Source organism: Beijerinckia indica subsp. indica ATCC 9039, assembly GCF_000019845.1.
Lineage (GTDB): Bacteria > Pseudomonadota > Alphaproteobacteria > Rhizobiales > Beijerinckiaceae > Beijerinckia > Beijerinckia indica.
Window position 1 is genome coordinate 2837516 of record NC_010581.1, and the last position, 23524, is coordinate 2861039.

Sequence of the window (23524 nt, forward strand, 5' to 3'; positions counted from 1 at the left end):
AGGGGATTGGCGCCGCGATGGTGCGCGCACTAGCGGCGGAAGGCGCGCGCGTCGCGGTGGCGGATATCTCCATCGATCACGCTGTGGCGCTTGCCAAGGAGATCGGCGAGTCCGCGCTCGCCGTGCACGTCGACGTCGGTGACCGGGCGTCCGTTGATGCCATGGTGGAAAAGGTCGTCAACCAGTTTGGACGGCTCGACATCATCGTCAACAATGCCACCGTTTTCGATCTGGCTCCAATCATGGAAATCACCGAGCAGAATTTCGACAGGCTGTTCTCGATCAACGTCAAGGGCCTGCTGTTCTGCGTCCAGGCGGCCGCAACAGATGATCGCGCAGGGACATGGCGGCAAGATCATCAATATGGCATCGCAGGCCGGTCGGCGCGGTGAAGCGCTCGTGGGACTTTATTGTGCCACGAAGGCCGCGGTCATTAGCCTCACACAGTCAGCCGGCCTCAACCTCATCAAACATGGCATCAACGTCAACGGTATTGCCCCTGGCGTAGTGGACACGCCGATGTGGGACGAGGTCGATGCCGCCTTCGCCAAATATGAGCATCTCGCCCTTGGTGAGAAGAAGCGGCAGGTGGGCCTTGCCGTGCCCGCTGGCCGCATGGGCCAACCTGACGATTTTCGCGGTGTCGTGGTTTTCCTCGCGTCATCCGATTCCGACTACATCGTGGCTCAAACCTTCAACGTCGACGGCGGCAACTGGATGAGTTGACGCGCAATATCGCCATGCGTCGGCACCGATAACAGTTGGTGCCGAAGCTCTTGAACAAAAACCATTGGGAGGAATACAGATGATCAGTGAGACGCGCGGCGGAGGATCTTCCCGTCCGGGTGTGGATGAAGCGGTTTCCGCTTCAAAGCCCAATCCTTTCGCAGATCGCATATTGATGGTTGCCGGACTTACGGCTGCTGTGTGCGGAGGGCTCTACGGCTACGATACCGGGATCATCTCCGGTGCGTTGTTCTCCATGACCCGGGAGTTCGACCTCTCGCACCAGATGCAGGAAACCGTCGCAGCGTCTATCCTTGCTGGCGCCGTGCTTGGTGCTCTGATCACCAGCTGGTTCTCTGAACGTTACGGCCGCAAGGCGACCGTGCTAATCGTGGCCGGTTTGTTCGCAGTCGGCGCCGGCGCATGCGCTCTCGCTCCGAAGGTCGGATCATTGATTGCTGCCCGGCTCTTCCTGGGATTTGCTGTCGGCGGATCGACTCAGGTGGTCCCCATGTATATTTCAGAGCTCGCCCCTCCAGAACGGCGCGGCCAGCTCGTTACGATGTTCAACGTCGCCATCGGCATCGGGATCGTCATCGCGAACCTGGTTGGCTATGGGTTGCGCGACAGCTGGACCTGGCGAGAGATGGTGGCTGTGGCAGCGGTCCCCGCAGCCATCGTTTTCTTCGTCATGCTGTTCATGCCCAGCAGCCCACGTTGGATTGCCGAACGCCGACGCCTGGGCGAAGCCGCCAAAATCCTCCAGTCGATCCGGACGTCACACGCAGAGATTCGCGATGAATTGAACCAGATTTATGATGTTTCTAATGCCGCGGCTCAGGAGGATGCTGGCTGGAAGGGCATTTGCAAACCTTGGGTTCGCCCCGCATTGATCGCGGCGCTGGGCGTGGCATTCTTTACGCAATGCGGCGGGCTAGAGATGATGATCTATTATTCGCCGACATTCTTGGCGGATGCAGGCTTCGGCCGGAACTCCGCTTTGCTCGCCAGCGTGGGGGTCGCGCTGGTCTACGCCTTGGTGACCTTTCTGGGATGCCTCTTCGTCGACCGGATCGGGCGCCGGCGCCTCATGCTGATCATGATTCCCGGTTCGGTCATCAGCCTCATCGGCCTCGGCATTATGTTCGCTTTCGGCCGACATGAAGGCTGGGAGGCAACCCTCACAGTCGTCTTTCTTCTCCTCTTCATGATGTTCAACTCCGCCGGCATTCAGATCTGCGGCTGGCTGCTCGGCTCGGAGATGTTCCCTCTGGCGATGCGTGGACCAGCGACAGCGCTCCACGCGGCCATGCTGTGGGGAAGCAACCTCCTCGTCACCGGAACCGCGCTGTCCGTCGTCAACGCCGTCGGACTCGGCGCTACAATGTGGATCTATGCCGCAGTCAATCTCGCGTCGCTTGTGTTCGTCTATTTCTTCGTGCCGGAAACCGCAGGTGCATCCCTTGAAGACATTGAGGGTGCTCTGCGTGAGGGACGCTTTAAACCAAGCCGCACCAGCTCTTCGGTGTTACGAATTGCCGCCAACAGCGAGCCGATGTTCATAACCAAACCCGAGCCTGGTGTTGCTCCTTTGAAGGTGGTTGAATGAGGATTGCGAATAGGACGATCTGCACCGAGGCCATCGGTGCAGCTTTCTATTGTCCATGATGGTCATTGGATCAGGATCACACGGAGAGGCTGGCAGTCAGTAATATAGCAATGTTTGTCGACATGCTGGCAACGGTGGCGATGATCTTTATCCTCGTCACCATGTTTGCACTGTTGTCTGGCACCCAATTCAACCCGGTATGTTGAGGTGGTTGGATGTGTTCGCATGCCAAAGTTCGCGAAGCATTTGGCGAAGCGACAGCGCCTCCACCCATCTATCGGTCATATCATTGCCGTCAGGCCCTGTGATCGCGTAAGGCTTCGGTCCCAGTTCGCAAGTAAACACCAGCTCGGCGTCCGATGCAGCGCGATAACGCCAGTCACGCATGCCGTAGCCCCACCATTCGAGGAACAATTCCAACCAAGGTCGATGGTGTGGAAACGAGATTTCGATCTGAACCTGTTCCCGCGATGCGACCCTGCCATGAAAGGACCACGCATTGCGCATTATACGCTGGATCATGGCGTGATTTTCCTCGTCGACCGGAAAAGCAAATTCGCGGCCGACCAGAAAATGCGATAGGTCGGCAAGCAATGGCAGTTCGGGCCGCTGATCCAGCAGGTCCAGCGTGAAAAACAGATCTGTCATCATCCTGTCGCGATGAGTTTCGATGAATACGGGGACGCCTGCGTCTTCGGCGAGCCGCATCCATCCATCGAGAAGCGGCAGACAGTCCTCGACCCGGCGCAGGCGGATATCGGGTTGCAGGTCGATGTGGCTGACCGGAAATTCCGCAGCAAGCTCCAGTGGCAGGCGTAAATCCTCGACGCAACTGGGAAAGCAGACTCCTTCTATCTTCAATCCTGTGCCCCGGATGGCTTCGTTCAGACGTTGGACATCTCGGCGGTTTGTATAGTGTGCACTGACACCATCGAATTCAGCCGCCGAAATCATTGCGATGTTCTCGTCGAGGCTGCGCTCCTGGCCATCCGTATGCCGGCGTTCCATGGCCCAGAGCGACTGGAAGATTAGCAGTTTCTGCATCATGCGGCCCGCGCGTTTTTCAAAAACGTCTTAAGGTTCGTCCCGGGGTCGGCCAATGCCACAGGGTCAGGGCTGGCCCCTGCGGCAATCAACATCTCAGCCAGCTTGATGTCCTTGGCCAGGCTATTGCCGACACCCAGGCCTGCCACAGCCACCAGGCGCCCATCGTCTAGATAAAATTCGAGTTCGCCCGTCATGAGCGAACGCAAGACACTTTGATGGGCAGGTTGTGGCAGCCCCGCCACCTGGAGGCCAAGATCGTATTGATCGGACCAAAACCAGGGGATGGCAGCGAAAGCCTCCGCAGCACCAGCCATGTTTCGCGCGGCAGTCTCGGCCTGGGTTCTCGCATTTCGCCAAGCTTCATACCGGATGTGCCCTCCACCGGGTTGCATCACCGCCGCACAATCGCCTGCAGCGAAAATGTTTGGGGTGCTGGTGCGAAGATACATATCTGTCAGGATTCCGTTGCCTGTCGCCAGGCCGGCCGCTTCCGCCAAAGCGACTTCAGGCAAAACACCTATGGCACTGACAACGAGATCAGCGGGCACTATACTACCATCGGTCAGAGTCACTCCATCGTGGCTGATAGCCACAACGCCCCGATCCAGGTGAAAGCCAACGCCTTCAGCCATGTGTCTGGCATATAGTTTTTCGGCCAAGCGCGCAGGCACCGCACGTCCGAGAGGTCTTGGCGCGGCTTCGATCACACTGACGCTGATATTCTTTCCACGCAGGACCGACGCAAGTTCCATCCCGATCAAACCGCCGCCGATGATTGCAACGTGCCGACCTTTTGCCGCATGGGAAAAAATCGCTTCGGCATCGGCATAAGTACGAAAGTCAAGCGCAAGTTCGGCACCGGGACATGTTAGTCTTCTTGGACGTGCACCCGTGGCGAGAAGCAGCTTTTCATACTTCAGCACCCGCCCGTCACTCAGGATCACAGATCCAGCTTCAGCATTAAGCTTCGAGGCCGATAATCCCTGAAGATAGTCGATACCGGCAGCCTCAAGCGCTTCACTCGCGCATATCAGCTTCATTTGCACCACACCGCTCATCGACTTCGATAGCGGAGGCCGTTCATAGGGAAGATGAGGCTCGGCTCCAACCAGTGTTACGGGTCCAGAATATTCCGCTTCGCGCAGGGCGAATGCCGCTCGTGTGCCGCATTCCCCCGCACCGATGATGACGATACCGTCCATGTGCTCTCCAATCAAAAAGACGGGTCAGTTCTTATTGTTGTATTTTGCCATATTCTCGGGCGTAACGAGTTCGAAAGGCACCATCACCTGCCTGTCGACGCTCTTGCCTCGTGCCAGCGCAACGGCAGCGTCTAGTGCGCTGGCCGACTGTCCTTTAGCGTTCTGGAACACTGTCACATGCAGGTCGCCGTCCTCCATTGCGACCAGGCCATCCTGTGCCGCATTGACGCCAACGACGATCACATCGTTCTTCGATACGCCAGCGGCCTTGAGCGCCTGAATGGCGCCGATGGCCATTTCATCACTATTGGCAAAGATCGCGTCGATCGGACGGCCAGTTGTGATCCAGTTCGTGGTGACATCCATCGCGTTCGTGCGCATCCAGGCAGCGGATCGCTCATCGGCAATGGTTACGCCCTTGCACTCACCTGCCGCTAGCGTCTCCTTGACCGCGGATGTACGATCGCGCGATGCTTGATGGGCCAAATCTCCCATCAATATGTAGATTTGCGCTTGACCAGCCTTTCCTTTTTTCTTCAGCAATTGACAGGCAGCCTCGGCACCCAAGCGTCCTGCATCCGTTTCCTTTGAACCGACATAGGCCTGATTTTTGGGTAGCCGATTTATGTTTTCCGGCTCGAGATTGAGATAGACAAGTGGAATGCCCGCCTTCTGTGCCGCTGCGGTAATGCCGGAGGCGGCGGAAGTATCCGTCAGCGTTATGATGATCGCATCCACTCTCGCAGCGATAAAATTGTTAACCTGATTGAGCTGTCTGGCGATGTCAGCCTGTGCATCTTCGATCTGAAGAGTGACCCCACCCACCTGAGAGGCTCTAGCTTGGAGCCCTTGGCGCAGCAGTGTCTGGAAGTTGTCGTCGAAGTTCTGCATCGAGACACCGATTGTCTCGGCCGAGGCCGTACCTGCCATCAAGGCGGCCAGGACGGCTGCTGTAAAGATCGATTTCATGTCATCCTCCCTCTTGGCGCCGGGCTACCCTGTTGCATTCCGGGAGCCCTTTATGCTGCCTGGTAGTGCGCGGCCCTAAGCAAACTTTCCAAAGTTTGCTTACACTTAAAATTGCGGGCAGCATTGATTTTGCTTTGAAAAAGCAAAATCAATCGTGGCTTTAGCCACGCAAGGCTGCTTAGCTGATGGCCACGCGAACTTCACCGTCCACCACCTCGGCTGGATAGGTCTTCACATTCTCACAGGCAGGAAGCCTCAAGGCTTCGCCAGTGCGATAATCGAAGGCGCCGGAATGCTTGGGGCATTCCACCTCGAAATCCATGACCAACCCGTCGGCGAGATGAATCGCCTCATGCGTGCAGAGACCAGCGGTGCAATAGACGCTGTCATCCGGTCCACGGTAAATCGCGTAGGTGCGGCTGTGGTGGTCGAAGCGGACAGCTCCCTCGCGTTCGATGTCGTCGAGTTTGCAGGCAATGATCCAGGTCATTCGGCTGCTCCCCTGACTTCCATGCGCGCTTTGCGAATCGCGAGTTTTTCCTTCCGCTCGCGGTAGCGTTGCTGCATCCGGGCCTCGCCCTCAGGTGAGCCGTCGTGCCAGGTGCCAAACCATTTATCGAGCGGGATCAGGGCATCGCCGTAATTTACTTCGAAATACTTGTGGTGCAGGTAGTGGGCATAGGCATGGCTATCCACCAGTCCGTCCCCGCTGATCTCGACCTTGTCGAATCCAACATGACCCGGAATAGCTCCGAAGGCGGCGTAGTGAAGCTGGTAGAGCATGAGGATGGGGTTGGAAGGCAGGATCAGGTGATAGAACACTGTTCCGAAGTAAAGCAGATGCTCGACCGGATGCATCGACAGAGAGGACCAGGGCGAGGGATTCACCGAATTATGATGGACCGAGTGAACCCACTCGTAGAGAAAGGGGGTATGGATGAGCCGGTGTATGCAGAAAAAGTGAAACTCGTGAATGATCGGTACCATTAGTGCGACAATGGCAAGCGTCCACGGATGGTCCTTGAAGGTGAGCCAAGGCGCATAGCCATTGGCATAGACCCACAGCATCAGAACTTCGATTGCGGTCCAGATCGTCACGCCCGATAGAAACGTGCGCATCATGTTGTCAATGTTCTGGCTTTCGAACCAGAACGCCTTGCTCTTCTGCTCGGCGGGGAATTTTCCATTGTATTTAAAGCGGTTTTCCTGACACTTCAGGACATAAAGATAAAGCTCGAACGCGCCGTAGAAGCAAAATGTGCAGATCGCATTCACAGCGTAAAGCCAACCGACCCAGCCGATGCTGATCGTCTGCATCGTCTCCATCGGCGGAATGATCCACACCCAATAGGCGACCGCCGAAGCGGCAAAAATCGTGTTCCAGGGAAAGAAGTAATGCGGTAGCCATTTCAGGATTGCCATGAGCCGCGGCGGAAAGACAAACAGCGGCGAGGTCTCGATTGGCTGGTGCGGCGCCCAATCGCCGCGCTTGTTACGCTTGCCAAATATCAGATCATCCATTGCGCTCTCCTTCGGGCAGACTGGAAGTCTTCCGCCCGTACAAATGCGTCACGTGTAGGAGAGCGCCTTACGCGCTTTGTTCGGTGTCGTTTTTCTCGACGCTCCGGCTCTCCTCCCTGTTACGAAAATAACAAGGGGCCTGCCGAATGCCGAAGCCATTTTTGATCTAATTAGATCAAAGCGCCTCCTTGGTGATGGTAATGAAGCGAATGGGAGTTCGGTCCGGCTCGATCTCGGTCAAACCGATACGGCGCAGGATCAGGTCAAACGCACGCCGGGCCTGCGCCTCTGGCGCCTGATCCAGCACCACATCCATGGTGCCGTCTTGCAGCGCAATGCGCGTATATTCGGTCAGTTCGTGCCCAACGAAGAATACATTGCGGCCGCGCGGATGCCGGCGAAGCACCTCGATCAGCGCTGAATTCGCGCCTCCCGCGTTGTAGAAACCGGCAAGATCGGGATACATCTCCAGTGCCGACCACAACAGATCAGCGCAAATGCGCTCCTCATCTTGACCAAATCCCAGCCATTCGAAGCTGGAGGCACCGGGATATTCATGGAGATAGTCAGAAAACCCGCGGATACGATCCCGATGCACTTGATAGATGGGATGGCAAATGGCGACGACCGGCCCGGTCCGGTGCGCCATCCGGCTGATAAAAAGCGCCGCCGTCCGACCGGCGGCATAGTTGTCAATGCCGACGAATTCTCCGACGCGATCGGACGCACGGGTCACGACGTGGACCACGGGTAATCCTTGCGCCATCACCTTTTCCACCGCGGCACTGATCACTGGATTGCTCGGCACGGCAAGGATCAAGCCGGCACGTGGAAGATCGATTGACATAATGCGTTGTGCAATCTTTTCCGGCTTCATCTCTTCGGTGAAGTTGCGGTGCACAATCACCAATGGATCAAGGGTCGCGGCGATCCGCTCAAAGGCACGAGAGAGACGTTGATAAAAGGTTGTGTCGGGACGAACCATCAACACTTCCAGGCGCAGAAGACCGCGATGGAGATCGGGCAGTATACGCGGGTACTCAAGGGTGCGCGCGGCGATAACGACCTTCTTGACCAGTTCGGGGCGAACACCCCCACGCCCGTTCAAAACCCGCTCAACAGTCGCGGTTCCCACTCCGGCAAGACGCGCTATATCCCCATAGTTCGTCTTGCTCATCTTCAAGCATCCTTTAAGGTCAGTCACCGCCAAGCTTTTTGGTGACCAAGCCTAACCCAGGAGCGTGATTACGAGGACCGGATAAAGACATGGCCGATATCGAAAGCCGGGCTTCTATATGCGCTTCAAAGCCGTAGATGGCGTGAATCCGTAACGGTCCTTGAACGATCGACTGAAATGGGATGGGCTGCTGAAGCCCCATTCGATCGCGACCTCAGTAATCGTCTTGTTCGATTGATGCGCATCCTTGAGATCATAGAAACATCTATCGAGTCTCTCGTTCCAAATAAACCTGCTTACGGTTATTCCTTCATCCATGAAAATCATATGCAAATAGCGCTTGCTGCAACCTAACGCGCGGGCGATGCGATCGATCGTCAAATCAGTGTCGCCCAAATTCTGCCGAATATAATCTTGTGCCCGAATTCTTAATGTCTCACGCCTATCGCTCGAGACGCCTTGAGGTCGTCCTTCGGAAAGAGGGATGATGAGCACATCCAAGAGGGCGTCCGCGATGGGCTTGATGGACTTATTCGAAAGTGTCGAGGCCTGCCGCAAGGCTGAAAGGAGAAAATTTCGTACGAAGCGAATGTCACCATGCTCCGTGGACATATGGACTGCTGGAAATTGCCGAGCAGCAATTCGGCGTTCCATCAAACTTTTCTTGGGTATGATTGCGACTTCGTGCTCAGTATATTCCAAGCTAGAGATGAGGTGCGGTTGCGCAACATCATAGGCAAGACAATCCCCGGGCGAGAGTACAATCCTCGTCTGACCCTGCTCGAATATTGACGTTCCCTTGGTCTGAAAATGCACCTTGACGACCGGATGTTCTGATTGACCGAGCCATGATCTGGGAAGCGCTACCCTATGTCCACTGGTTTTGATTTGACAAAGCCTGAGCCCGTCAAAATCGACATAGTTCGCAAAGGCATCTATTCTGTCATCTCCGACGATCTCTACTTGCAGACGGCCGCACAAAGCAGCGAGCGCCTCCTCCCAATAATTAATGCTATGCGAATGGGGCACGAGCGAGGAGTCTAGAGAACCGATTTTAAACCTCATGCCCGAATACTCGTGCCTTTCAGCCCTCATCGATCGGGGCTTTCGGAAAAATTTAGCGTCATTTTTCGCCCTGAGGCAAGCAAGTTCGTTGCAAAGCAAGAAATTTAGCCGCCGAAGGGCTACTGTCGTTTCATCGATATCAGAGTACCCCTTGAGGGAGAAGATAATGTCCGTATTCACGCATGTCACGGTGGGCACGAACGATCTGAATAAAGCGAGACAGTTCTATGATGCGGTTCTCGCCAAGATCGGTCTGAAACGGATCGCCGACCTGGGGGAGAACGGATCGATCTGGGGCGTCGACAAGCCGAGCTTCTTCGTTCTCAAACCTGTGGATGGCAAGCCGGCTACCGTCGGAAATGGGGGAACCGTCTGCTTCGAGGCGCCTGACCGCTCCAGCGTCGCCGCCTTTCATGAGACTGCGCTAAGCCTGGGTTCACCGGATGAGGGCGCCGTCGGGCCGCGAAATTGGGCGCCAAATGCCTTTGCCGCCTATACGCGGGATCCCGACGGCAACAAGCTCGGCGTCTATTGCTTCAAACCAGAATAAGCGAGGAACAGACGTGAAAACGCGTGCAGCGGTTGCTTTTGCAGCCCAAAAACCTCTCGAAATTGTCGAATTGGACCTCGACGGACCGCGCGAGGGCGAAGTCCTTGTCGAAGTCAAAGCCACCGGCATTTGCCACACCGATGCCTACACTTTGTCCGGCCAGGATTCCGAAGGCATTTTTCCGAGCGTGCTTGGCCATGAAGGCGCCGGCATTATCGTTGATGTTGGGCCCGGCGTAACGTCGGTCAAGAAAGGCGATCACGTCATTCCGCTTTACACGCCGGAATGTCGCGAGTGCGAGTATTGCCTCTCGCGCAAGACCAATCTTTGCCAGAAGATTCGGGTCACCCAAGGCAAAGGCCTCATGCCGGATGGCACCCCGCGTTTCCATTATAATCGCCAGCCGATCTATCACTATATGGGCACATCGACCTTTTCGAATTTCATCGTCGTACCGGAAATTGCCGTCGCCAAGATCCGCGAAGACGCGCCTTTCGACAAGGTCTGCTACATCGGCTGTGGCGTCACAACCGGCGTCGGCGCCGTCATCTGGACCGCGCGGGCGGAGCCTGGGTGTCGGGCCGTCGTCTTCGGCCTCGGAGGCATAGGCCTCAACGTCATCCAAGCCCTCAGGATGATCGGAGCCGAACAGATCGTCGGCGTCGATGTCAACGATTCGAAAAAGCCGATGGCCGAGAAATTCGGCATGACGCATTTCGTCAATCCGAAAAAGATCGGCACCGATATCGTTCCCTATCTCGTCGATCTCACCAAGGGCGGCGCCGATTACACATTTGATTGCACCGGCAATGTCAATGTCATGCGCCAGGCGCTCGAATGCTGTCACAAGGGCTGGGGCCAGAGCATTATTATCGGTGTGGCGCCGGCGGGGGCCGAGATCCAGACCCGGCCGTTCCAATTGGTCACCGGGCGGGTGTGGAAAGGCTCGGCCTTCGGCGGCGCACGCGGCCGTACCGATGTGCCACGCATTGTCGACTGGTACATGGAAGGCAAGATCAACATCGATGACCTGATCACCCACAAGTTGCCGCTCGAGCAAATCAATGAAGGCTTCGACCTGATGCATGAAGGCAAGTCGATACGCTCTGTGGTGGAATTTTGATGTCGGCCCCGATCGAGATCAGCCGGCACCGCTGCTTTGGCGGCGAAGTCGGCTTCTATCGCCACGCCTCTTTGGAAATCGGCGGCGAAATGCGTTTCTCGGTCTTCGTGCCGGAAGCGGCGAAAACAAGCAAGGTTCCCGCCTTGCTTTACCTCGCCGGCCTGACCTGTACCGAGGAAACCTTCATGATCAAAGGCGGCGCGCAACAGCACGCCGCCAAAGCCGGACTGATCCTGGTTGCTCCGGATACGTCACCGCGCGACCGGCGTCATCCGGGCGACGACGCAAGTTGGGACTTCGGGCTTGGCGCCGGATTCTATCTCGATGCGATGCAAGAGCCCTGGCGCGACGGCTATCGCATGGGCTCTTACGTCTCGCGTGAATTGCCGCAGCTCATCGAAGCGAATTTCCCCGCAAACCCCGATCGCTGGGGCATTTTCGGTCATTCGATGGGTGGGCATGGCGCGCTCGTGACCGCGCTCAAAATGCCGGAAAAATTTCATTCCGTCTCGGCCTTTGCGCCGATCGCCGCGCCGTCCCAATGTCCTTGGGGAGAAAAGGCCTTCTCGGCCTATCTCGGTCCCGATTGCACACTCTGGGCGGAATGGGATGCGACCGCTCTGATCGAAAAAGGCTTGCGCCTGCCGCCTCTGCTCATCGATCAGGGGCTTGCGGATCAGTTTCTTGAACGCCAACTCCATCCGCATCTCTTCGAGGCCGCCTGCGTCAAGGCCGGGCAGCCATTGACCCTGCGGCGGCACGAAGGCTACGACCATGGCTATTACTTCATCTCGACTTTCATGGCCGATCACATTGCGCATCATGCCAAGGCGCTGATTTGACGTTTCAGCCATGCAGTCTGGCTATATCATGTCTTCAGTCTAAGCTTGCGAGGCATGGATCTTATCCTAACTTAGGGTCCACTCATATAATAAGACATTGATATAACATAATTTTTATTTTTTTGCACCACAAATAAGAGCCTCAAGAGATCCCACGTCTTCCCCTTTAACCAATTATTGCCTTCCAAAATCTAGCCTGTGCTCCGTTGGTCTTCCACGGAGAAAGAGCATGACAGAAGCAGTTGGAATTCCAGGTGGTCGAATTCGGTCTTTCATCGAACGGATCGAGCATCTGGAAGAGGAGATCAAAGCGCTCAATGAGGGCAAGAAGGATGTCTTCGCAGAAGCCAAAGGCGAAGGCTTTGACGTCAAGGTGCTGAAAGAGATCCTGAAACTGCGCAGGCAGGATGAGAAGGAACGCGACGAGCAGGAATCCCTGCTTGATCTTTATCTGCGCGCCATGGAAACCAGCGACGACGAGACCACGGCGAAGGCCGCCTGACGGTTTGTGCTGACCTGACCTCTTGGCAACCCAACGTAAGCGTTGGGTTTACGACGCCATCGTGACCCGGTCGCACCTTATGGAAATCCATGTATCGTTCCGAACGCGGCCTTGGCAGTCTTGGGCAAGGCGGCGCCCTAGCGGTTCAGATCGCGTCAGCCATGCCGGAGACGAGACGCTCCTAGCAAATCGCGACCAAGACCTATCCTTGCGCTCGGTATTGACCGCGGCACAAGAACGCTATCATCCCCCTTCGCTAACGATATGGGAGACGTGATCTATATGGACGCGGGCCTCGACCGGCTGTCTCCTGCACTGCGTTTTCGGCTGCCGTAAGCGAAAGTGATCGTCATGAAAAGTCTTCCGCTAGAGAGAGCATTCACCCTTCTGGAACCAGGGCCGGTGGTGCTGGTGACAACGAGTGATGAGCGCAAGGACAATGTCATGACCATTACCTGGACTATGGTTCTGGGGTTCTCGGCAAACTTCGCGATCACAACGGGGTCATGGAACTATTCTTATGCCGCCCTTGAGGCGACAAGGGAATGCGTGATCTCAATCCCGACCGTTGACATGATCGATACCATCATCGGGATCGGAACGTGTTCGGGACAAGACACGGACAAATTTCAGAAATTCGGCTTGACCCCGTTGCGGGGCAAACATGTTCGGGCACCGCTCATCAAGGAGTGTCTCGCGAACATCGAGTGCCGGGTTGTGGATATTATCGATCGGCACAACATTATCGTTCTCGACGGTCTCGCTGCCTATTTCGATGACACGCGAAAGGAGAAACGGACACTTCACGCGGTTGGTGACGGCACTTTCATTGTAGACGGACGCAAAATCGACCGAAAGGAGATGATGCGCTCCAAACTCCCAAGCGGAATATAATATTTCTAGAATTCATATTCCTATCTCTGTTTGCGCATACGTCTCCGTCGGCCAAGCGATGACTTGCCTCTGACGAAGGAGAAAGAAACCTGAAACGGCCTGATCTCAATCTCCTGATCGCGCTCGACCTCTTGCTTGAAGAGGGTAGCGTCGCGGGAGCCGCGCGGCGGATGAATCTTAGTGGGCCAGCGATGAGCCGCACGCTCGGTCGCATCCGCGAGGCTTTCGGCGATCCGATCCTCGTTGCGGCCGGACGCAAGATGGTTCCGACGCCCCATGCGCTGGAATTGCAGGCGCGCATTCACGAAATCGTGGGCACAGCCTCGGAGTTGTTCCGGCCAGAAAATCCGATCGATCTTGCGGCCATGGAACCGCAATTTACAATCCGCACGAATGATCTGTTCATCGGCGCCTTCGGCATGGCCTTGCTCGGCCGGCTCCAGACCAAGGCGCCGCGCTGCCGCCTTCGCTTCGCGCCTGATGGCGACGATGACCTCGACATGCTACGCGAGGGCCGTATCGATCTCTATATCGGCGCGACGATCGCACTCCGCCCTGAGATCCGCACCCAGGCTTTGTTCGACCTCACCTTTCAGGTGCTGGCGCGCGCCGGCCATCCGATCTTCGAAACAACAATCACGCCGCAAAGCCTCGTCGCCCATGGCCATATCGTCGTCTCGCGGCGCAGCCAATGGATCGGGCCGATCGACCGTGTTCTCGGCGAGATGGGTCTTTCGCGCACCATCGCGCTCGTCGTGCCGACCTATTATTCGATGATCGAAACCCTGCGCTTTTCAGACATGATCATGCCGGTGCCCGACATCGTTGCGCGCAATCTACCGCTCGAGACGATTGGGCTCAAAGTCTTCGATCTGCCTTTTCCGATCGAGCCGGTGACCTTGTTTCAGGCATGGCATCCCCGCCATGACCGGGATTTCGTGCATCGCTGGCTGCGTCAGGAAGTCCTTGCGACCGCGCGGAACGCGCGCCCCATCGGGGAAGGATGAGCGGAAGGAAAAGGATGCAGAGTTTGCGACCCTGGCCCGTCCAATAGTGCGTTAAACGCATCGAATGAATAGAATAAATGCAATTCTGTTATTCTGATCCGTCCCTTACACTGGCCTCGCATTCCACCACGAGGCTTTTTCTTGTCTTCTTCCGCCGCCCAATCCTCCTTTGTTGTATCCGCCCCTGCGGCGATTGCGCCAACACATCCAGCGGGTGCTCCGGCGGCGCCTTCTTACATTCCGCCCTTCGGTCCGCGCACGATCGTCGGCCTCGTCGGCGTGTTGCTCGCCGTGCATATCGCCGGCTTCAACGAACATATCACCGAGATCGGCCTCGCCGACATTCGCGGCAAGATGCACCTTGGGCGTGACGAAGGCATCTGGTTCATTTCCGTCTATGAATCCTTCAACATTGCCGCCATGGCTTTCACGCCATGGTTTTATATGACCTTCTCGATTTATCGCTTCGTCGCATTCATGACGGCCCTGCTCGGGCTTTTGGCCATCCCGCTTCCCTTCATGCCGGATCTGCCATCGCTTTTGATACTGCGGGCGGCACAGGGGCTTTCCGCCGGTTGCCTGCCACCGATCCTGATGACGGTCATGCTGAAATATCTGCCGCCGCAGATCCGTGTCTTCGGCATCGGCGGCTATGCGATGAGCGCAACGTTTGGCCCTAATCTTGGCGGCCCGCTCGAAGTTCTGTGGTTCGAACATGTCGGCTGGCAATGGCTCTACTGGGAAGCCTTGCCGCTCTGTCTCATCGCTATCGGCTTGATGGCCTATGGCCTGCCACGCGATCCGCCGCATTATGAACGCTTCCGCAATTTCAACTGGCGCGGATTCCTGCTCGGCGCCCCTTCGATCATCGCGATCGTCACCATCCTCTATCATGGTGACCGGCTCGACTGGTTCCGGTCACCGCTGATTGTGCATCTGACCTTCTGGGGCGGCGGCTTGTTCATCGGCTTCCTCATCCACGAATGGTTCCACCACAGTCCGTTCTTCCGCATACAGTTCTGGGGCAATCGCAATATAGCGATGTCCCTCCTCACCCTCGTCGCCACACTGATCCTGTGCGGCCTGTTGATGGAGATCCCCGCGGCCTATCTCGCGGAAATCCGCGGCTACCGGCCGATCCAGACCGCGCCCATCGCTCTCATCGTCGCCTTGCCGCAACTGATCCTTCTGCCGGCCACAGCCGCGCTCTGCAACATCCGCGCGGTGGATTGCCGCTATGTGCTCGCCATCGGCATGAGCCTGCTGGGCCTTGCCTGCTGGCTCGGAACATGGCTCACGCCCGACTGGGTGCGCGACAATTTCTACCTTCTGCAAATCCTGCAGATCTTTGGACAACCCATGGTCGTCATTCCGACCTTGATGCTGGCGACCATGGGGCTTGGACCCGCCGATGGCCCGTTCATCTCCGGCATGGTCAATATGCTGAAGGGCATGGCCAATGCCATCGCCGCGGCGCTTTTTGAAACACTACTGCGGTTCCGCCAGCATTATCATTCGGTCATGCTGCTCGATCATTACGGCACCCACCGCTGGGCGCTCGACGGTTTCGGACACAGGATCGGCGAACAGATCGCACCCCTTGATCCGGATACACAACACATCGCCCGTAATGCACAAGAGATCTTCCATACTTATGTGCACGAGCAGTCGCTGGTCCTCGCGCTCGCAGATCTCTATTTCATCCTCATGTGGGTCTGCGTCGTCTTTGTCATTCTGGATACGATCCTTCCCGGCCGCGTCTATCCGCCAAGTCCACCCTCCCCAAGTCCGCCCCCAGAAGCGTCACCCGCGCCCCACAACACGCCCTCGCCTTCCCTCCCCGCGAACGCCGCCCTGCCGCAGGCGGCCCATTAACGGCCAATTCCCATGCCCATCAAGAAACCTCTGCTTCTCGCTTCAAGCGGTGTCGTCATCCTCACCGCGCTCGCCTGGCATATGGATCGGCTCGTTTCCGGCGACGGCATACACCAGATGACGGATGATGCCTATGTCACCGCCGATTTCACCATTGTCGCGCCAAAGATTTCCGGCCGGATCGATCAGGTGAAGGTCGAGGACAATCAACGTGTGCGGCAAGGCGAGGAACTTGCTCATATCGAGGATGACGATTATCGCACCGCGCTGATGGCCGCCGAAGCCGAAGTCACGACCGCCAAGGCCGATATCGCCAATCTCACGGCCGAGATCAGCCGCCAGGAGGCCGTGATCGCGCAGGCAAAAGCGGCTGTCGAAGCCGACGCGGCGGCGCTCGACTTCGCCAAGGCCAATGCCCAGCGCTACCACAATCTCTCGAAAGGCGGCGCCGGCACGGTCGAACAACAGCAAGCGGCGGAATCCGAATATCGTCAGCGCGTCGCCGCGCGCACGCGCGACGAAGCCGCCGTCGTCGCCGCCGAAAAACAGATCGCCGTGCTCGAAGCACAGAAGGCGCGCGCGCAAGGCGCACGCGAGAGCGCTGAAAGCCATCGTTATCAGGCAGAGCTCAATCTCTCCTATACGACCATACCAGCGCCAGTCGATGGCATGGTCGGGGCGCGCGGCGTGCGCGTCGGCGCCTATGTCAATCCCGGCACCGCGCTGCTCGCCGTGGTTCCCTTGCAAGAAGCCTATGTGCTGGCGAATTTTCAGGAGACCCAATTGACGCATGTCGTGCCAGGACAGAAGGCGCTGATCCACGTCGATACATTCCCGGACACGCCGATCCATGGTCATGTCGATTCCATTGCGCCGGCAACCGGCGTCGCCTTTGCGCCGATCCAGCCCGACAATGCCACCGGCAATTTCACCAAAGTCGTTCAACGTCTGCCGGTGAAGATCGTCTTCGATCCAGATCAGGACATCGTCCGTAAAATTCGGGTCGGCATGTCCGTCGAGGCAGAGATCGATACGGCAAGCAAGGCCGATGGCCCGCATGCCAATGATGGCCGCTATGTTCTGCGGTGAGGCGCGCGTGAAACATTATCTTTTGCCGGGCGCGCTGGCCGCTGCGCTGTTTTCCTGTGGCAATCTCGGCGGCTGTTCCGTCGGTCCCGATTTTCAGTCTCCCGCCTTCGATGCGCCGAAATCCTGGCCGCAGACAGCGGCGGGGCATGGCGACGGGCGGCCGACGCCGCAACAGATCGAGCCCGACTGGTGGCTGATCTATCGCGACCCGGTTCTGAACAAGCTCGAAAACATGGTCGCGGAGGCCAATCTCGACATCAAGGCGGCGGCGCATCGGCTGGCCCAGAGCCGCGCTGCGCGGCAGGTTGCTGCTTCGTCTCAGTTCCCGTCAATCAACAGCAATGCCTCCTATGCACGCGAACGGGCGAGCCCCAATGGTGTGCTCGGCCTTCTCGGCACGCTCGAACAGGAGACGCCGGGGCAGATCGCAAATGGTACGCAAGGATTCGGACCTGCGAGACTGCCAGGTCTTGCGGGTCAACCGTTCAATCTGTTTCAATATGGAATCGATGCCTCCTGGGAGGTCGATCTCTGGGGACATGTCCGCCGTCAGGTCGAAGGAGCTGACGCCGATACCGCCGCCATGGCCGATCACGTGCGCGATGTCCTCGTGACGATTTTTGCGGAAACCGCGCATGACTACATCCAATTGCGTTCGATCCAGGCGCAGATTGTCCTCACCAAGCAGAATATCGATATTGCCCGGCATGGGCTCGAACTGACGCGGATGCGTTTCACCAATGGTGCGACGACAACGCTCGATGTCGCCAATGCCAGTGCGCAGCTCGCCACGATCGAGGCCTATCTGCCGGCGCTCGAACGTGAGGAAGGCCATCTCATCAATGCGTTGAGCTTCCTCGTCGACGAAGAGCCCCGCGCGCTTTCCCCTATGCTGGGAGCGAGGCGGCAGATCCCCATGGCCCCGCCCAAAATTCCGATGGGCGTGCCGGCCGAACTTGCTGAACGCCGGCCCGATATCCGCATGGCGACAGAAAGGCTGCATGCGGCGGTCGCTAATATCGGGGTCGCGGTCGCCGAATTCTACCCGCGCATCACCCTTTCCGGCAGCCTCGACATTCAGGCCCTCACTTTCTCGGGCCTTGGCACCTGGGCCTCGCGGCAATATGGCCTTGGTCCCACGGTTTCCATCCCGATCTTTCAGGGAGGGCGCCTGCGCGGTCAGCTCGAATTGCGCAACGAACAGCAAAAGGAGGCCGCTATCCTTTATCGGCGCACGGTGCTGAATGCCTGGCATGAGATCGACAATGCGCTGATTGATTATCATGTGGCCCAAGCACGGCGCGCGAGCCTCGCCGAGGCCACGAAGCAGAACGAAATCGCGCTCACCGCGTCCCAGACCCAATATACGCAAGGCTCGTCCGACTTCTTGAACGTGCTCACCGCGCAGAATCGGCTTCTCTCGACAAAGAGCCAATTGTTACAGGCATCGGCCGATACGGCCATAGCCGTGGCGCAACTCTACAAAGCGCTCGGCGGCGGCTGGGAAAAGCGTCTTGGCACCACACATCCCGTCACGGAGCAGGCCACGGAAAAAGCCGAATCCATGGTCAAAGCCTCGCTCCAATAAGCCATCCACGCGGCGTGAGCGATGATAATTGCCGACACCCACCTGCACGTCCCGCACTGATGAGGACGTGCAGGCTTTGGAGCAGTCCTGAGAGAGGATTTACGGCTCAAGGACTTCCGGTGGAACACAGATTTCCTCAAGAGCTGTTCGAGATGCGTTGACGCCTCGCAGCCGCCGGGTCCGCTTGCCCGCCTTCCCAAAGTCGCAACGGCCTCTGCCGCTCTTCGGCACCTGGGAGGCTGCCGACATCTGCGTCCTGTCACCCCTGATCTCATCGCCTCTTTCAACAAATCGCATTCGAAGCGAATGCGGGGGACTTGGCACGCCTTTTCGCGCATGGCGACTTGCACCTGCTGGTGCTGTTCATGATCGCGGAAAGGCCGTCCCACGGCTATGAGGTCATCAAATCCATCGAGACCCGCGTGAATGGCGCCTATAGTCCAAGCCCCGGCACCATCTATCCAGCCCTGACCCTGCTTGAGGAGCAAGGATATATCAGGATGGAGGCCAGCGAAGGCAGCCGCAAGCTGTTTGCGATTACGGACGAAGGCACGGCCTATCTCGCCGCCAACCGGGCGCAGGTCGAGCAGATGCTCGGTCGGATGGATGAAGTCCGCACCCGGCGCGGCGATGCGCCAGCACCCGTCATGCGGGCGATGGAGAACCTGAAGCTCGCGTTGCGGCTGCGTATGGAGCGTGGCCCGCTATCCGCCACAGAAGCCCAGGCTATCGCCGAAGCCTTGGATCAGGCAGCCGTCACCATCGAACGGAGCTGACGCCGCGAGGACTTGGCTCCGAGACCGCTGCCGCAACTGCTTACGATTCCCGGTCGAATGGACGGTCCGGTGGTAGGCTCGCCGGAAGCCTGAAAGCGGCAAAGAGTTGTGGGCCATCGGGCTTGTAGAAGACTGTCAGCCCCGCAATCAACCCATCCGCGAGGGTCAGCAGGTGGAGGGAATGCGCTTGCCATGGCGCCCCCGCCTCGGCGCGGGCATAGGCAGCGAAGGCTGGCTGCCCATTGGCTGCGGTCCGCACGAGTTTGAAGCCTTTGTAGAGCTGCCAGGCCCAGGAGAAGAAGGCCCGGATCGCCTCTCGCCCGGCATACCACTGCGGCAGCGGCGGCATCGTATAGGTCGCCTCCTCCTTCAGAAGCGCAGTTAACTCGTCGACGTCCAGCTGTTCCCAAGCATTCAGATAGCGTCGAAGAAGTGCCTCCTCCCGCGCCCCCTGCGGGGCACCCGATGCCGGGCGCCCCTTCGGATAGCGCGTGGCGAGGGTCTTGCGCGCCCGCTGGAGGGCGCTGTTGATGGAGACAACAGATCCGCCCAGCAGGTTGGCCGTCTCGATGGCGGACCAACCCAGCACATCGCGCAAAAGAAGCACGGCACGCTGGCTGGGCGGCAGGTCCTGGATCGCGGCCACGAAAGCGAGCCGCACCGCTTCGCTGGAGGCATAGGCCGCCTCCGGTGTCGGCGCCTCATCGGCGATCTCATCGAGATAGGAGTCCGGAAAAGGTTCCACATACAGAATATCAGGCGTGGCCTTTCCGTCCGGCATATCGGTCGTCGCAGGGCCCAATGCCTCCGGCAGATAGCGTCGGGCATTTCTGCGGATGGCGAGTGCGTTCAAGCAGGCATTGGTCGCGATCTGGTAGAGCCAAGCGCGAAACGAGCCACATTCTTCGTAGCGATCGAATCCTCGCCAAGCATACAGGAAAGTCTGCTGGACGAGATCCTCGGCTTCATGCACGGAGCCTAACATGCGATAACAATGGAGCCGAATTTCCTGGCGGAACGGTTCGGCCAATGCCTCGAACCTTCGGCGAGCAACCGCTGCCGTATCCTGCTCATTGGATCGTTCGAATTTCGTCATCTGGATCAGCCCCTACCCGGCCACGGCCTCAAGCCCTTTCCCTGAAACGATGAATGCGTGCTCTTTGTGCCGGTCCGGCTGCGTTAGAAGGGAGACGACGCTCGCTGCCACGTCGGCCGCTGTGGGCGGAGGCTCCATGCTACGAATAAAATCGGCCTCGGTAATGCCGAGATAGCGCGCATAGCCTGCAACGGCATGGCGCCCGAGGTTGGTCTCAGGCATCATCCGGGGCGCAAGTGCCTTGAAGGTCAGGCCGCGCCCTAAGCGGGCCGATTCCTTTTGGCTGTAGTTGGCAATGAACATCTGTGTTCGCTTTGCACCGGCATATCCCCCTGTGTTGGGGGAGCCAGCGAGCGCGGCGCCACTAGCGATGACGATGATCATGGAGCCCGGATCGAGTGGCGCCGAAAGCGCCGCCTTGCAGAACTGGAACGTCATCTTGGTATCCTGTTCCCAGTTGGCGGCAAACTCTCCCCAACTCTGCTCATGCAGCGGCGCGGCGGGCGGAAGAGCGCCGCCGGACAGGACCAGAATGTCCGGGCGCGCCACGGCGAAGACTCGCGCCGGCGCGTCATCAGCCGTCGCATCGAGTGAAAGTGTGGAGATGCCCGGAACGTCGCGCGCGACCTCCTCCAATGGCCCGCTTCGGCGCGCGACCGCCAAAACCTGTGCCCCCAACCGGGCACCGGCCTCGACAATCTTGCGTCCGACATCGCCACTGCCGCCAATCACGACCATCTTCTTATCTGCCAACGCGCTCATCGGGTGCTCCTGTCATTGTGTGACGTTCTGAAGCCTATAACCGGCGTGGGCGAGCAAACTCATCGGTCCGTTTTCATACTTCAAAGAGAATGTTTCAAATTATGGCCGTTTCCTCATTAATGCATGAGATAAGTATTTGAATAAATAGGCAATTATGTCCACGGATTATCGGTTCTGTTCCACTTGGCGTGCTGGCAGACATTAATTATGTAGCCGATATCAATAAGCTGCTTTCTGATTCTTGATGCGTGAAAATGTAAGCATAAGTTCAGGCTTCATGTGCGCTGCAGCATAAGCGGTCAAGATCCCTGTCCAATCAAGGATAGGTCGTTTAACATTTTGTTTCAAAGCAGCCTGCATCAAGCATCAGAGGTATGCCGGTTGCGTTCCGCGAGATCGTCGCGGGAGGTTGAGGGAAATCCCTCATTGTTGCTGCGGTTCGATCTTCATAATTTGAGATGGAAACAGCCTTCTAAAGCACGGAGGAATCCATGACCGAAGCAAAAAACGAAGATCGCAAGCCAACCCCCGACACGGCCGAAGAGAACGCCTTTTTCCCGTCGCCCTATTCGCTCACCAAATACACGTCATCGAAGACGGACTTCGACGGCACGACCTATCCTAATCCCTATAAGGGCGGAAAGTGGAAGGTTCTGATGGTCGCGTCACAGGAACGCTACCTGATGATGCAGAACGGCAAATTCTTCTCCACGGGCAACCATCCCGTCGAGATGCTGCTGCCGATGTACCATATGGATCTTGCCGGGTTTGAGATCGATATCGCCACGCCGTCCGGCGATCCGGTGAAGCTTGAGATGTGGGCTTTTCCGCGCGAAGACGAATTGGTCAAAAGCACCTACGAAAAGTATCGCGACCAGCTCAAGAAGCCGAAGAAGCTGTCGGACGTCGTGAGAAACCTGGATTCGGGCAATTATATCGGCATCTTCATCCCCGGAGGCCATGGCGTTCTAAACGATGTTCCCTTTAGCGAGGACGTGAAGAAGGCGCTGTTCTGGGCGCAGAACAACGATCGCTACGTCATCTCGCTATGCCATGGACCGGCCGGACTGCTTGCTGCGGGCATCGGCGAGAACAAGGAAGCCTTCCTGTTCCGCGGCTATGAGATGTGCGTCTTTCCCGATAGCCTCGATACCGGGGCCAATGTCGAGATCGGCTATATCCCTGGTCCGATGCCTTGGCTCGTCGGCGAGCGTCTGCGTGAACTGGGCGTGAAAATCCTCAACTCTGATATAACCGGGAAGGTTCACAGGGACCGTCGCCTGCTGACCGGCGACAGTCCGCTGGCGTCGAACAATCTTGGCAAGCTGGCCGCAGAGACCTTGCTTGCTGACGTCGCGACGCGATGAGCTCCGCACCGGTCGAGGCTGCCTTTAATACCGCCCTCGCTATCGAGGGCGGTGATAGCCTGTCCGTGATTCAAGACAGGATTCGCGCCTTTGCCGGACCGCTCGGTTATGACCGCTTCGTTCTGTTCACCGCTTCGGCGGCGCGGGAGGACGTGGTCGAGCGGATTTACTGGGTCGAGGGTGACTGGTTTGGCACAGGCGAGGCCGTAGACGCCCTCACCTATATCCGGCGCTGCCCGGTCAACCGTCATATTCTCGAAGTGAGCGAGCCGTTCTTCTGGACCAAAACCAGGAGTGAGAGTGGGGAATTGTATCAGGTGGTCCGCACGCCGCGGGGTCGCGGTGTTCATGGCCTGCAGATACCGATCTTCGGCCCGTCTGGATTGGAAGGCGCGATGAGCCTTGGCGGAGAGCGCATCGACGCTTCTCCGCAAGCGCGGCTGGCCCTGTCGCTGGTGGGAACCGCGGCATTTCTCTCGGCACGCCGGCTGCTGGAGGCGCCTAACAGCAGTGCGACCGCAAAGCTGTCACATCGTGAACGCGAGATTCTGGCGTGGACGGCTGCGGGACGGCGGCAGGCGGATATCGCCGCAACACTCGGACTTTCGGAACGCACGGTCGAGAATCACCTGCGCCGGATCCGCAGACGCCTGGCCGTCATGACAACGGCTCAGGCAATACGGGTCGCGATCCGAAACGGCGACATTGAAAGCTGAGACGGAGGATCAGAATGAGCA

At 57.9% G+C, this 23524-nt stretch carries 22 protein-coding genes and 1 pseudogene; 14 read left to right on the forward strand and 9 right to left on the reverse strand.

The window, feature by feature from the left end; all coding sequences use genetic code 11:
• The first annotated feature begins 17 nt into the window (after nucleotides 1–17).
• A pseudogene (locus tag BIND_RS12560) lies at nucleotides 18–726 on the forward strand (L-iditol 2-dehydrogenase).
• A 121-nt stretch (nucleotides 727–847) separates the two neighbouring features.
• The gene (locus tag BIND_RS12565; RefSeq protein ID WP_244395880.1) at nucleotides 848–2335 is read left to right on the forward strand and encodes a sugar porter family MFS transporter; all 1488 of its coding nucleotides are present in this window, start codon (nucleotides 848–850) and stop codon (nucleotides 2333–2335) included.
• Between the two features lie 189 nt (nucleotides 2336–2524).
• Here BIND_RS12565 and BIND_RS12570 read toward each other — a convergent pair whose 3' ends face one another.
• The 7 genes from BIND_RS12570 to BIND_RS12600 all read right to left on the reverse strand — a co-directional run bounded on the left by BIND_RS12570 (nucleotide 2525) and on the right by BIND_RS12600 (nucleotide 9316).
• Nucleotides 2525–3382 carry a sugar phosphate isomerase/epimerase family protein gene (locus BIND_RS12570; protein WP_012385447.1) on the reverse strand — a complete coding sequence of 286 codons (858 nt, stop codon included), beginning with the start codon at nucleotides 3380–3382 and terminating at the stop codon, nucleotides 2525–2527.
• Complete coding sequence (locus BIND_RS12575; RefSeq protein ID WP_012385448.1) at nucleotides 3379–4584, reverse strand: NAD(P)/FAD-dependent oxidoreductase; 1206 nt, start codon at nucleotides 4582–4584, stop codon at nucleotides 3379–3381. Before BIND_RS12575 ends, BIND_RS12570 begins: the two co-directional genes overlap by 4 nt.
• Nucleotides 4585–4608: 24 nt before the next feature.
• Nucleotides 4609–5553: a substrate-binding domain-containing protein gene (locus BIND_RS12580; RefSeq protein ID WP_012385449.1), complete on the reverse strand. Its 945-nt coding sequence runs from the start codon at nucleotides 5551–5553 to the stop codon at nucleotides 4609–4611.
• Between the two features lie 178 nt (nucleotides 5554–5731).
• Nucleotides 5732–6043, reverse strand: coding sequence for a MocE family 2Fe-2S type ferredoxin (locus BIND_RS12585; RefSeq protein ID WP_012385450.1), 312 nt, complete (start codon nucleotides 6041–6043; stop codon nucleotides 5732–5734).
• Nucleotides 6040–7074: a sterol desaturase family protein gene (locus BIND_RS12590; protein WP_012385451.1), complete on the reverse strand. Its 1035-nt coding sequence runs from the start codon at nucleotides 7072–7074 to the stop codon at nucleotides 6040–6042. The genes BIND_RS12585 and BIND_RS12590 overlap by 4 nt, the downstream gene beginning before the upstream one ends.
• 175 nt (nucleotides 7075–7249) lie before the next feature.
• Nucleotides 7250–8251: a LacI family DNA-binding transcriptional regulator gene (locus tag BIND_RS12595; RefSeq protein ID WP_012385452.1), complete on the reverse strand. Its 1002-nt coding sequence runs from the start codon at nucleotides 8249–8251 to the stop codon at nucleotides 7250–7252.
• 114 nt (nucleotides 8252–8365) lie between these two features.
• Nucleotides 8366–9316: a helix-turn-helix domain-containing protein gene (locus tag BIND_RS12600; RefSeq protein ID WP_012385453.1), complete on the reverse strand. Its 951-nt coding sequence runs from the start codon at nucleotides 9314–9316 to the stop codon at nucleotides 8366–8368.
• 166 nt (nucleotides 9317–9482) lie between these two features.
• On the opposite strand from BIND_RS12600, the gene BIND_RS12605 reads away from it, so the two are divergent.
• The 10 genes from BIND_RS12605 to BIND_RS12650 all read left to right on the forward strand — a co-directional run bounded on the left by BIND_RS12605 (nucleotide 9483) and on the right by BIND_RS12650 (nucleotide 19562).
• On the forward strand, nucleotides 9483–9866 hold the full coding sequence (locus BIND_RS12605; RefSeq protein WP_012385454.1) for a VOC family protein: 384 nt from the start codon (nucleotides 9483–9485) through the stop codon (nucleotides 9864–9866).
• A 13-nt stretch (nucleotides 9867–9879) separates the two neighbouring features.
• Complete coding sequence (locus tag BIND_RS12610; protein WP_012385455.1) at nucleotides 9880–10989, forward strand: S-(hydroxymethyl)glutathione dehydrogenase/class III alcohol dehydrogenase; 1110 nt, start codon at nucleotides 9880–9882, stop codon at nucleotides 10987–10989.
• Nucleotides 10989–11831 (forward strand): S-formylglutathione hydrolase, encoded by an 843-nt coding sequence (gene fghA, locus BIND_RS12615; protein ID WP_012385456.1) that lies wholly within the window; start codon nucleotides 10989–10991, stop codon nucleotides 11829–11831. The genes BIND_RS12610 and fghA overlap by 1 nt, the downstream gene beginning before the upstream one ends.
• A gap of 229 nt (nucleotides 11832–12060) precedes the next feature.
• Nucleotides 12061–12333: a DUF2312 domain-containing protein gene (locus BIND_RS12620; protein ID WP_012385457.1), complete on the forward strand. Its 273-nt coding sequence runs from the start codon at nucleotides 12061–12063 to the stop codon at nucleotides 12331–12333.
• A gap of 351 nt (nucleotides 12334–12684) precedes the next feature.
• A complete protein-coding gene (locus BIND_RS12625) occupies nucleotides 12685–13227 on the forward strand; it encodes a flavin reductase family protein (RefSeq protein ID WP_012385458.1) in 543 nt (180 codons plus the stop codon).
• 116 nt (nucleotides 13228–13343) lie between these two features.
• A complete protein-coding gene (locus BIND_RS12630; RefSeq protein WP_280110013.1) occupies nucleotides 13344–14234 on the forward strand; it encodes a LysR family transcriptional regulator in 891 nt (296 codons plus the stop codon).
• A gap of 141 nt (nucleotides 14235–14375) precedes the next feature.
• Nucleotides 14376–16109, forward strand: coding sequence for an MFS transporter (locus BIND_RS12635; protein WP_012385460.1), 1734 nt, complete (start codon nucleotides 14376–14378; stop codon nucleotides 16107–16109).
• 12 nt (nucleotides 16110–16121) lie between these two features.
• The gene (locus BIND_RS12640) at nucleotides 16122–17198 is read left to right on the forward strand and encodes an HlyD family secretion protein (RefSeq protein WP_012385461.1); all 1077 of its coding nucleotides are present in this window, start codon (nucleotides 16122–16124) and stop codon (nucleotides 17196–17198) included.
• Nucleotides 17167–18786: an efflux transporter outer membrane subunit gene (locus BIND_RS12645; protein WP_202944753.1), complete on the forward strand. Its 1620-nt coding sequence runs from the start codon at nucleotides 17167–17169 to the stop codon at nucleotides 18784–18786. Before BIND_RS12640 ends, BIND_RS12645 begins: the two co-directional genes overlap by 32 nt.
• 317 nt (nucleotides 18787–19103) lie before the next feature.
• Nucleotides 19104–19562, forward strand: coding sequence for a PadR family transcriptional regulator (locus BIND_RS12650; protein WP_012385463.1), 459 nt, complete (start codon nucleotides 19104–19106; stop codon nucleotides 19560–19562).
• Nucleotides 19563–19602: 40 nt separating this feature from the next.
• Here BIND_RS12650 and BIND_RS12655 read toward each other — a convergent pair whose 3' ends face one another.
• Nucleotides 19603–20658, reverse strand: coding sequence for a sigma-70 family RNA polymerase sigma factor (locus BIND_RS12655; RefSeq protein ID WP_012385464.1), 1056 nt, complete (start codon nucleotides 20656–20658; stop codon nucleotides 19603–19605).
• Nucleotides 20659–20670: 12 nt separating this feature from the next.
• Nucleotides 20671–21420 carry an SDR family oxidoreductase gene (locus tag BIND_RS12660; RefSeq protein ID WP_012385465.1) on the reverse strand — a complete coding sequence of 250 codons (750 nt, stop codon included), beginning with the start codon at nucleotides 21418–21420 and terminating at the stop codon, nucleotides 20671–20673.
• 491 nt (nucleotides 21421–21911) lie between these two features.
• On the opposite strand from BIND_RS12660, the gene hchA reads away from it, so the two are divergent.
• Nucleotides 21912–22787 carry a glyoxalase III HchA gene (hchA, locus tag BIND_RS12665; protein WP_012385466.1) on the forward strand — a complete coding sequence of 292 codons (876 nt, stop codon included), beginning with the start codon at nucleotides 21912–21914 and terminating at the stop codon, nucleotides 22785–22787.
• Nucleotides 22784–23503 carry a PA1136 family autoinducer-binding transcriptional regulator gene (locus tag BIND_RS12670; protein ID WP_012385467.1) on the forward strand — a complete coding sequence of 240 codons (720 nt, stop codon included), beginning with the start codon at nucleotides 22784–22786 and terminating at the stop codon, nucleotides 23501–23503. The genes hchA and BIND_RS12670 overlap by 4 nt, the downstream gene beginning before the upstream one ends.
• Nucleotides 23504–23524 lie beyond the last annotated feature (21 nt).

Bases quoted from the DNA above. Each gene is read 5' to 3' on its own strand.
- BIND_RS12570 (WP_012385447.1), bottom strand. From the start codon at position 3,382: ATGATGCAGAAACTGCTAATCTTCCAGTCGCTCTGGGCCATGGAACGC.
- BIND_RS12575 (WP_012385448.1), bottom strand. From the start codon at position 4,584: ATGGACGGTATCGTCATCATCGGTGCGGGGGAATGCGGCACACGAGCG.
- BIND_RS12580 (WP_012385449.1), bottom strand. From the start codon at position 5,553: ATGAAATCGATCTTTACAGCAGCCGTCCTGGCCGCCTTGATGGCAGGT.
- BIND_RS12585 (WP_012385450.1), bottom strand. From the start codon at position 6,043: ATGACCTGGATCATTGCCTGCAAACTCGACGACATCGAACGCGAGGGA.
- BIND_RS12590 (WP_012385451.1), bottom strand. From the start codon at position 7,074: ATGGATGATCTGATATTTGGCAAGCGTAACAAGCGCGGCGATTGGGCG.
- BIND_RS12595 (WP_012385452.1), bottom strand. From the start codon at position 8,251: ATGAGCAAGACGAACTATGGGGATATAGCGCGTCTTGCCGGAGTGGGA.
- BIND_RS12600 (WP_012385453.1), bottom strand. From the start codon at position 9,316: ATGAGGTTTAAAATCGGTTCTCTAGACTCCTCGCTCGTGCCCCATTCG.
- BIND_RS12605 (WP_012385454.1), top strand. From the start codon at position 9,483: ATGTCCGTATTCACGCATGTCACGGTGGGCACGAACGATCTGAATAAA.
- fghA (WP_012385456.1), top strand. From the start codon at position 10,989: ATGTCGGCCCCGATCGAGATCAGCCGGCACCGCTGCTTTGGCGGCGAA.
- BIND_RS12620 (WP_012385457.1), top strand. From the start codon at position 12,061: ATGACAGAAGCAGTTGGAATTCCAGGTGGTCGAATTCGGTCTTTCATC.
- BIND_RS12625 (WP_012385458.1), top strand. From the start codon at position 12,685: ATGAAAAGTCTTCCGCTAGAGAGAGCATTCACCCTTCTGGAACCAGGG.
- BIND_RS12640 (WP_012385461.1), top strand. From the start codon at position 16,122: ATGCCCATCAAGAAACCTCTGCTTCTCGCTTCAAGCGGTGTCGTCATC.
- BIND_RS12645 (WP_202944753.1), top strand. From the start codon at position 17,167: ATGCCAATGATGGCCGCTATGTTCTGCGGTGAGGCGCGCGTGAAACAT.
- BIND_RS12655 (WP_012385464.1), bottom strand. From the start codon at position 20,658: ATGACGAAATTCGAACGATCCAATGAGCAGGATACGGCAGCGGTTGCT.
- BIND_RS12660 (WP_012385465.1), bottom strand. From the start codon at position 21,420: ATGAGCGCGTTGGCAGATAAGAAGATGGTCGTGATTGGCGGCAGTGGC.
- hchA (WP_012385466.1), top strand. From the start codon at position 21,912: ATGACCGAAGCAAAAAACGAAGATCGCAAGCCAACCCCCGACACGGCC.
- BIND_RS12670 (WP_012385467.1), top strand. From the start codon at position 22,784: ATGAGCTCCGCACCGGTCGAGGCTGCCTTTAATACCGCCCTCGCTATC.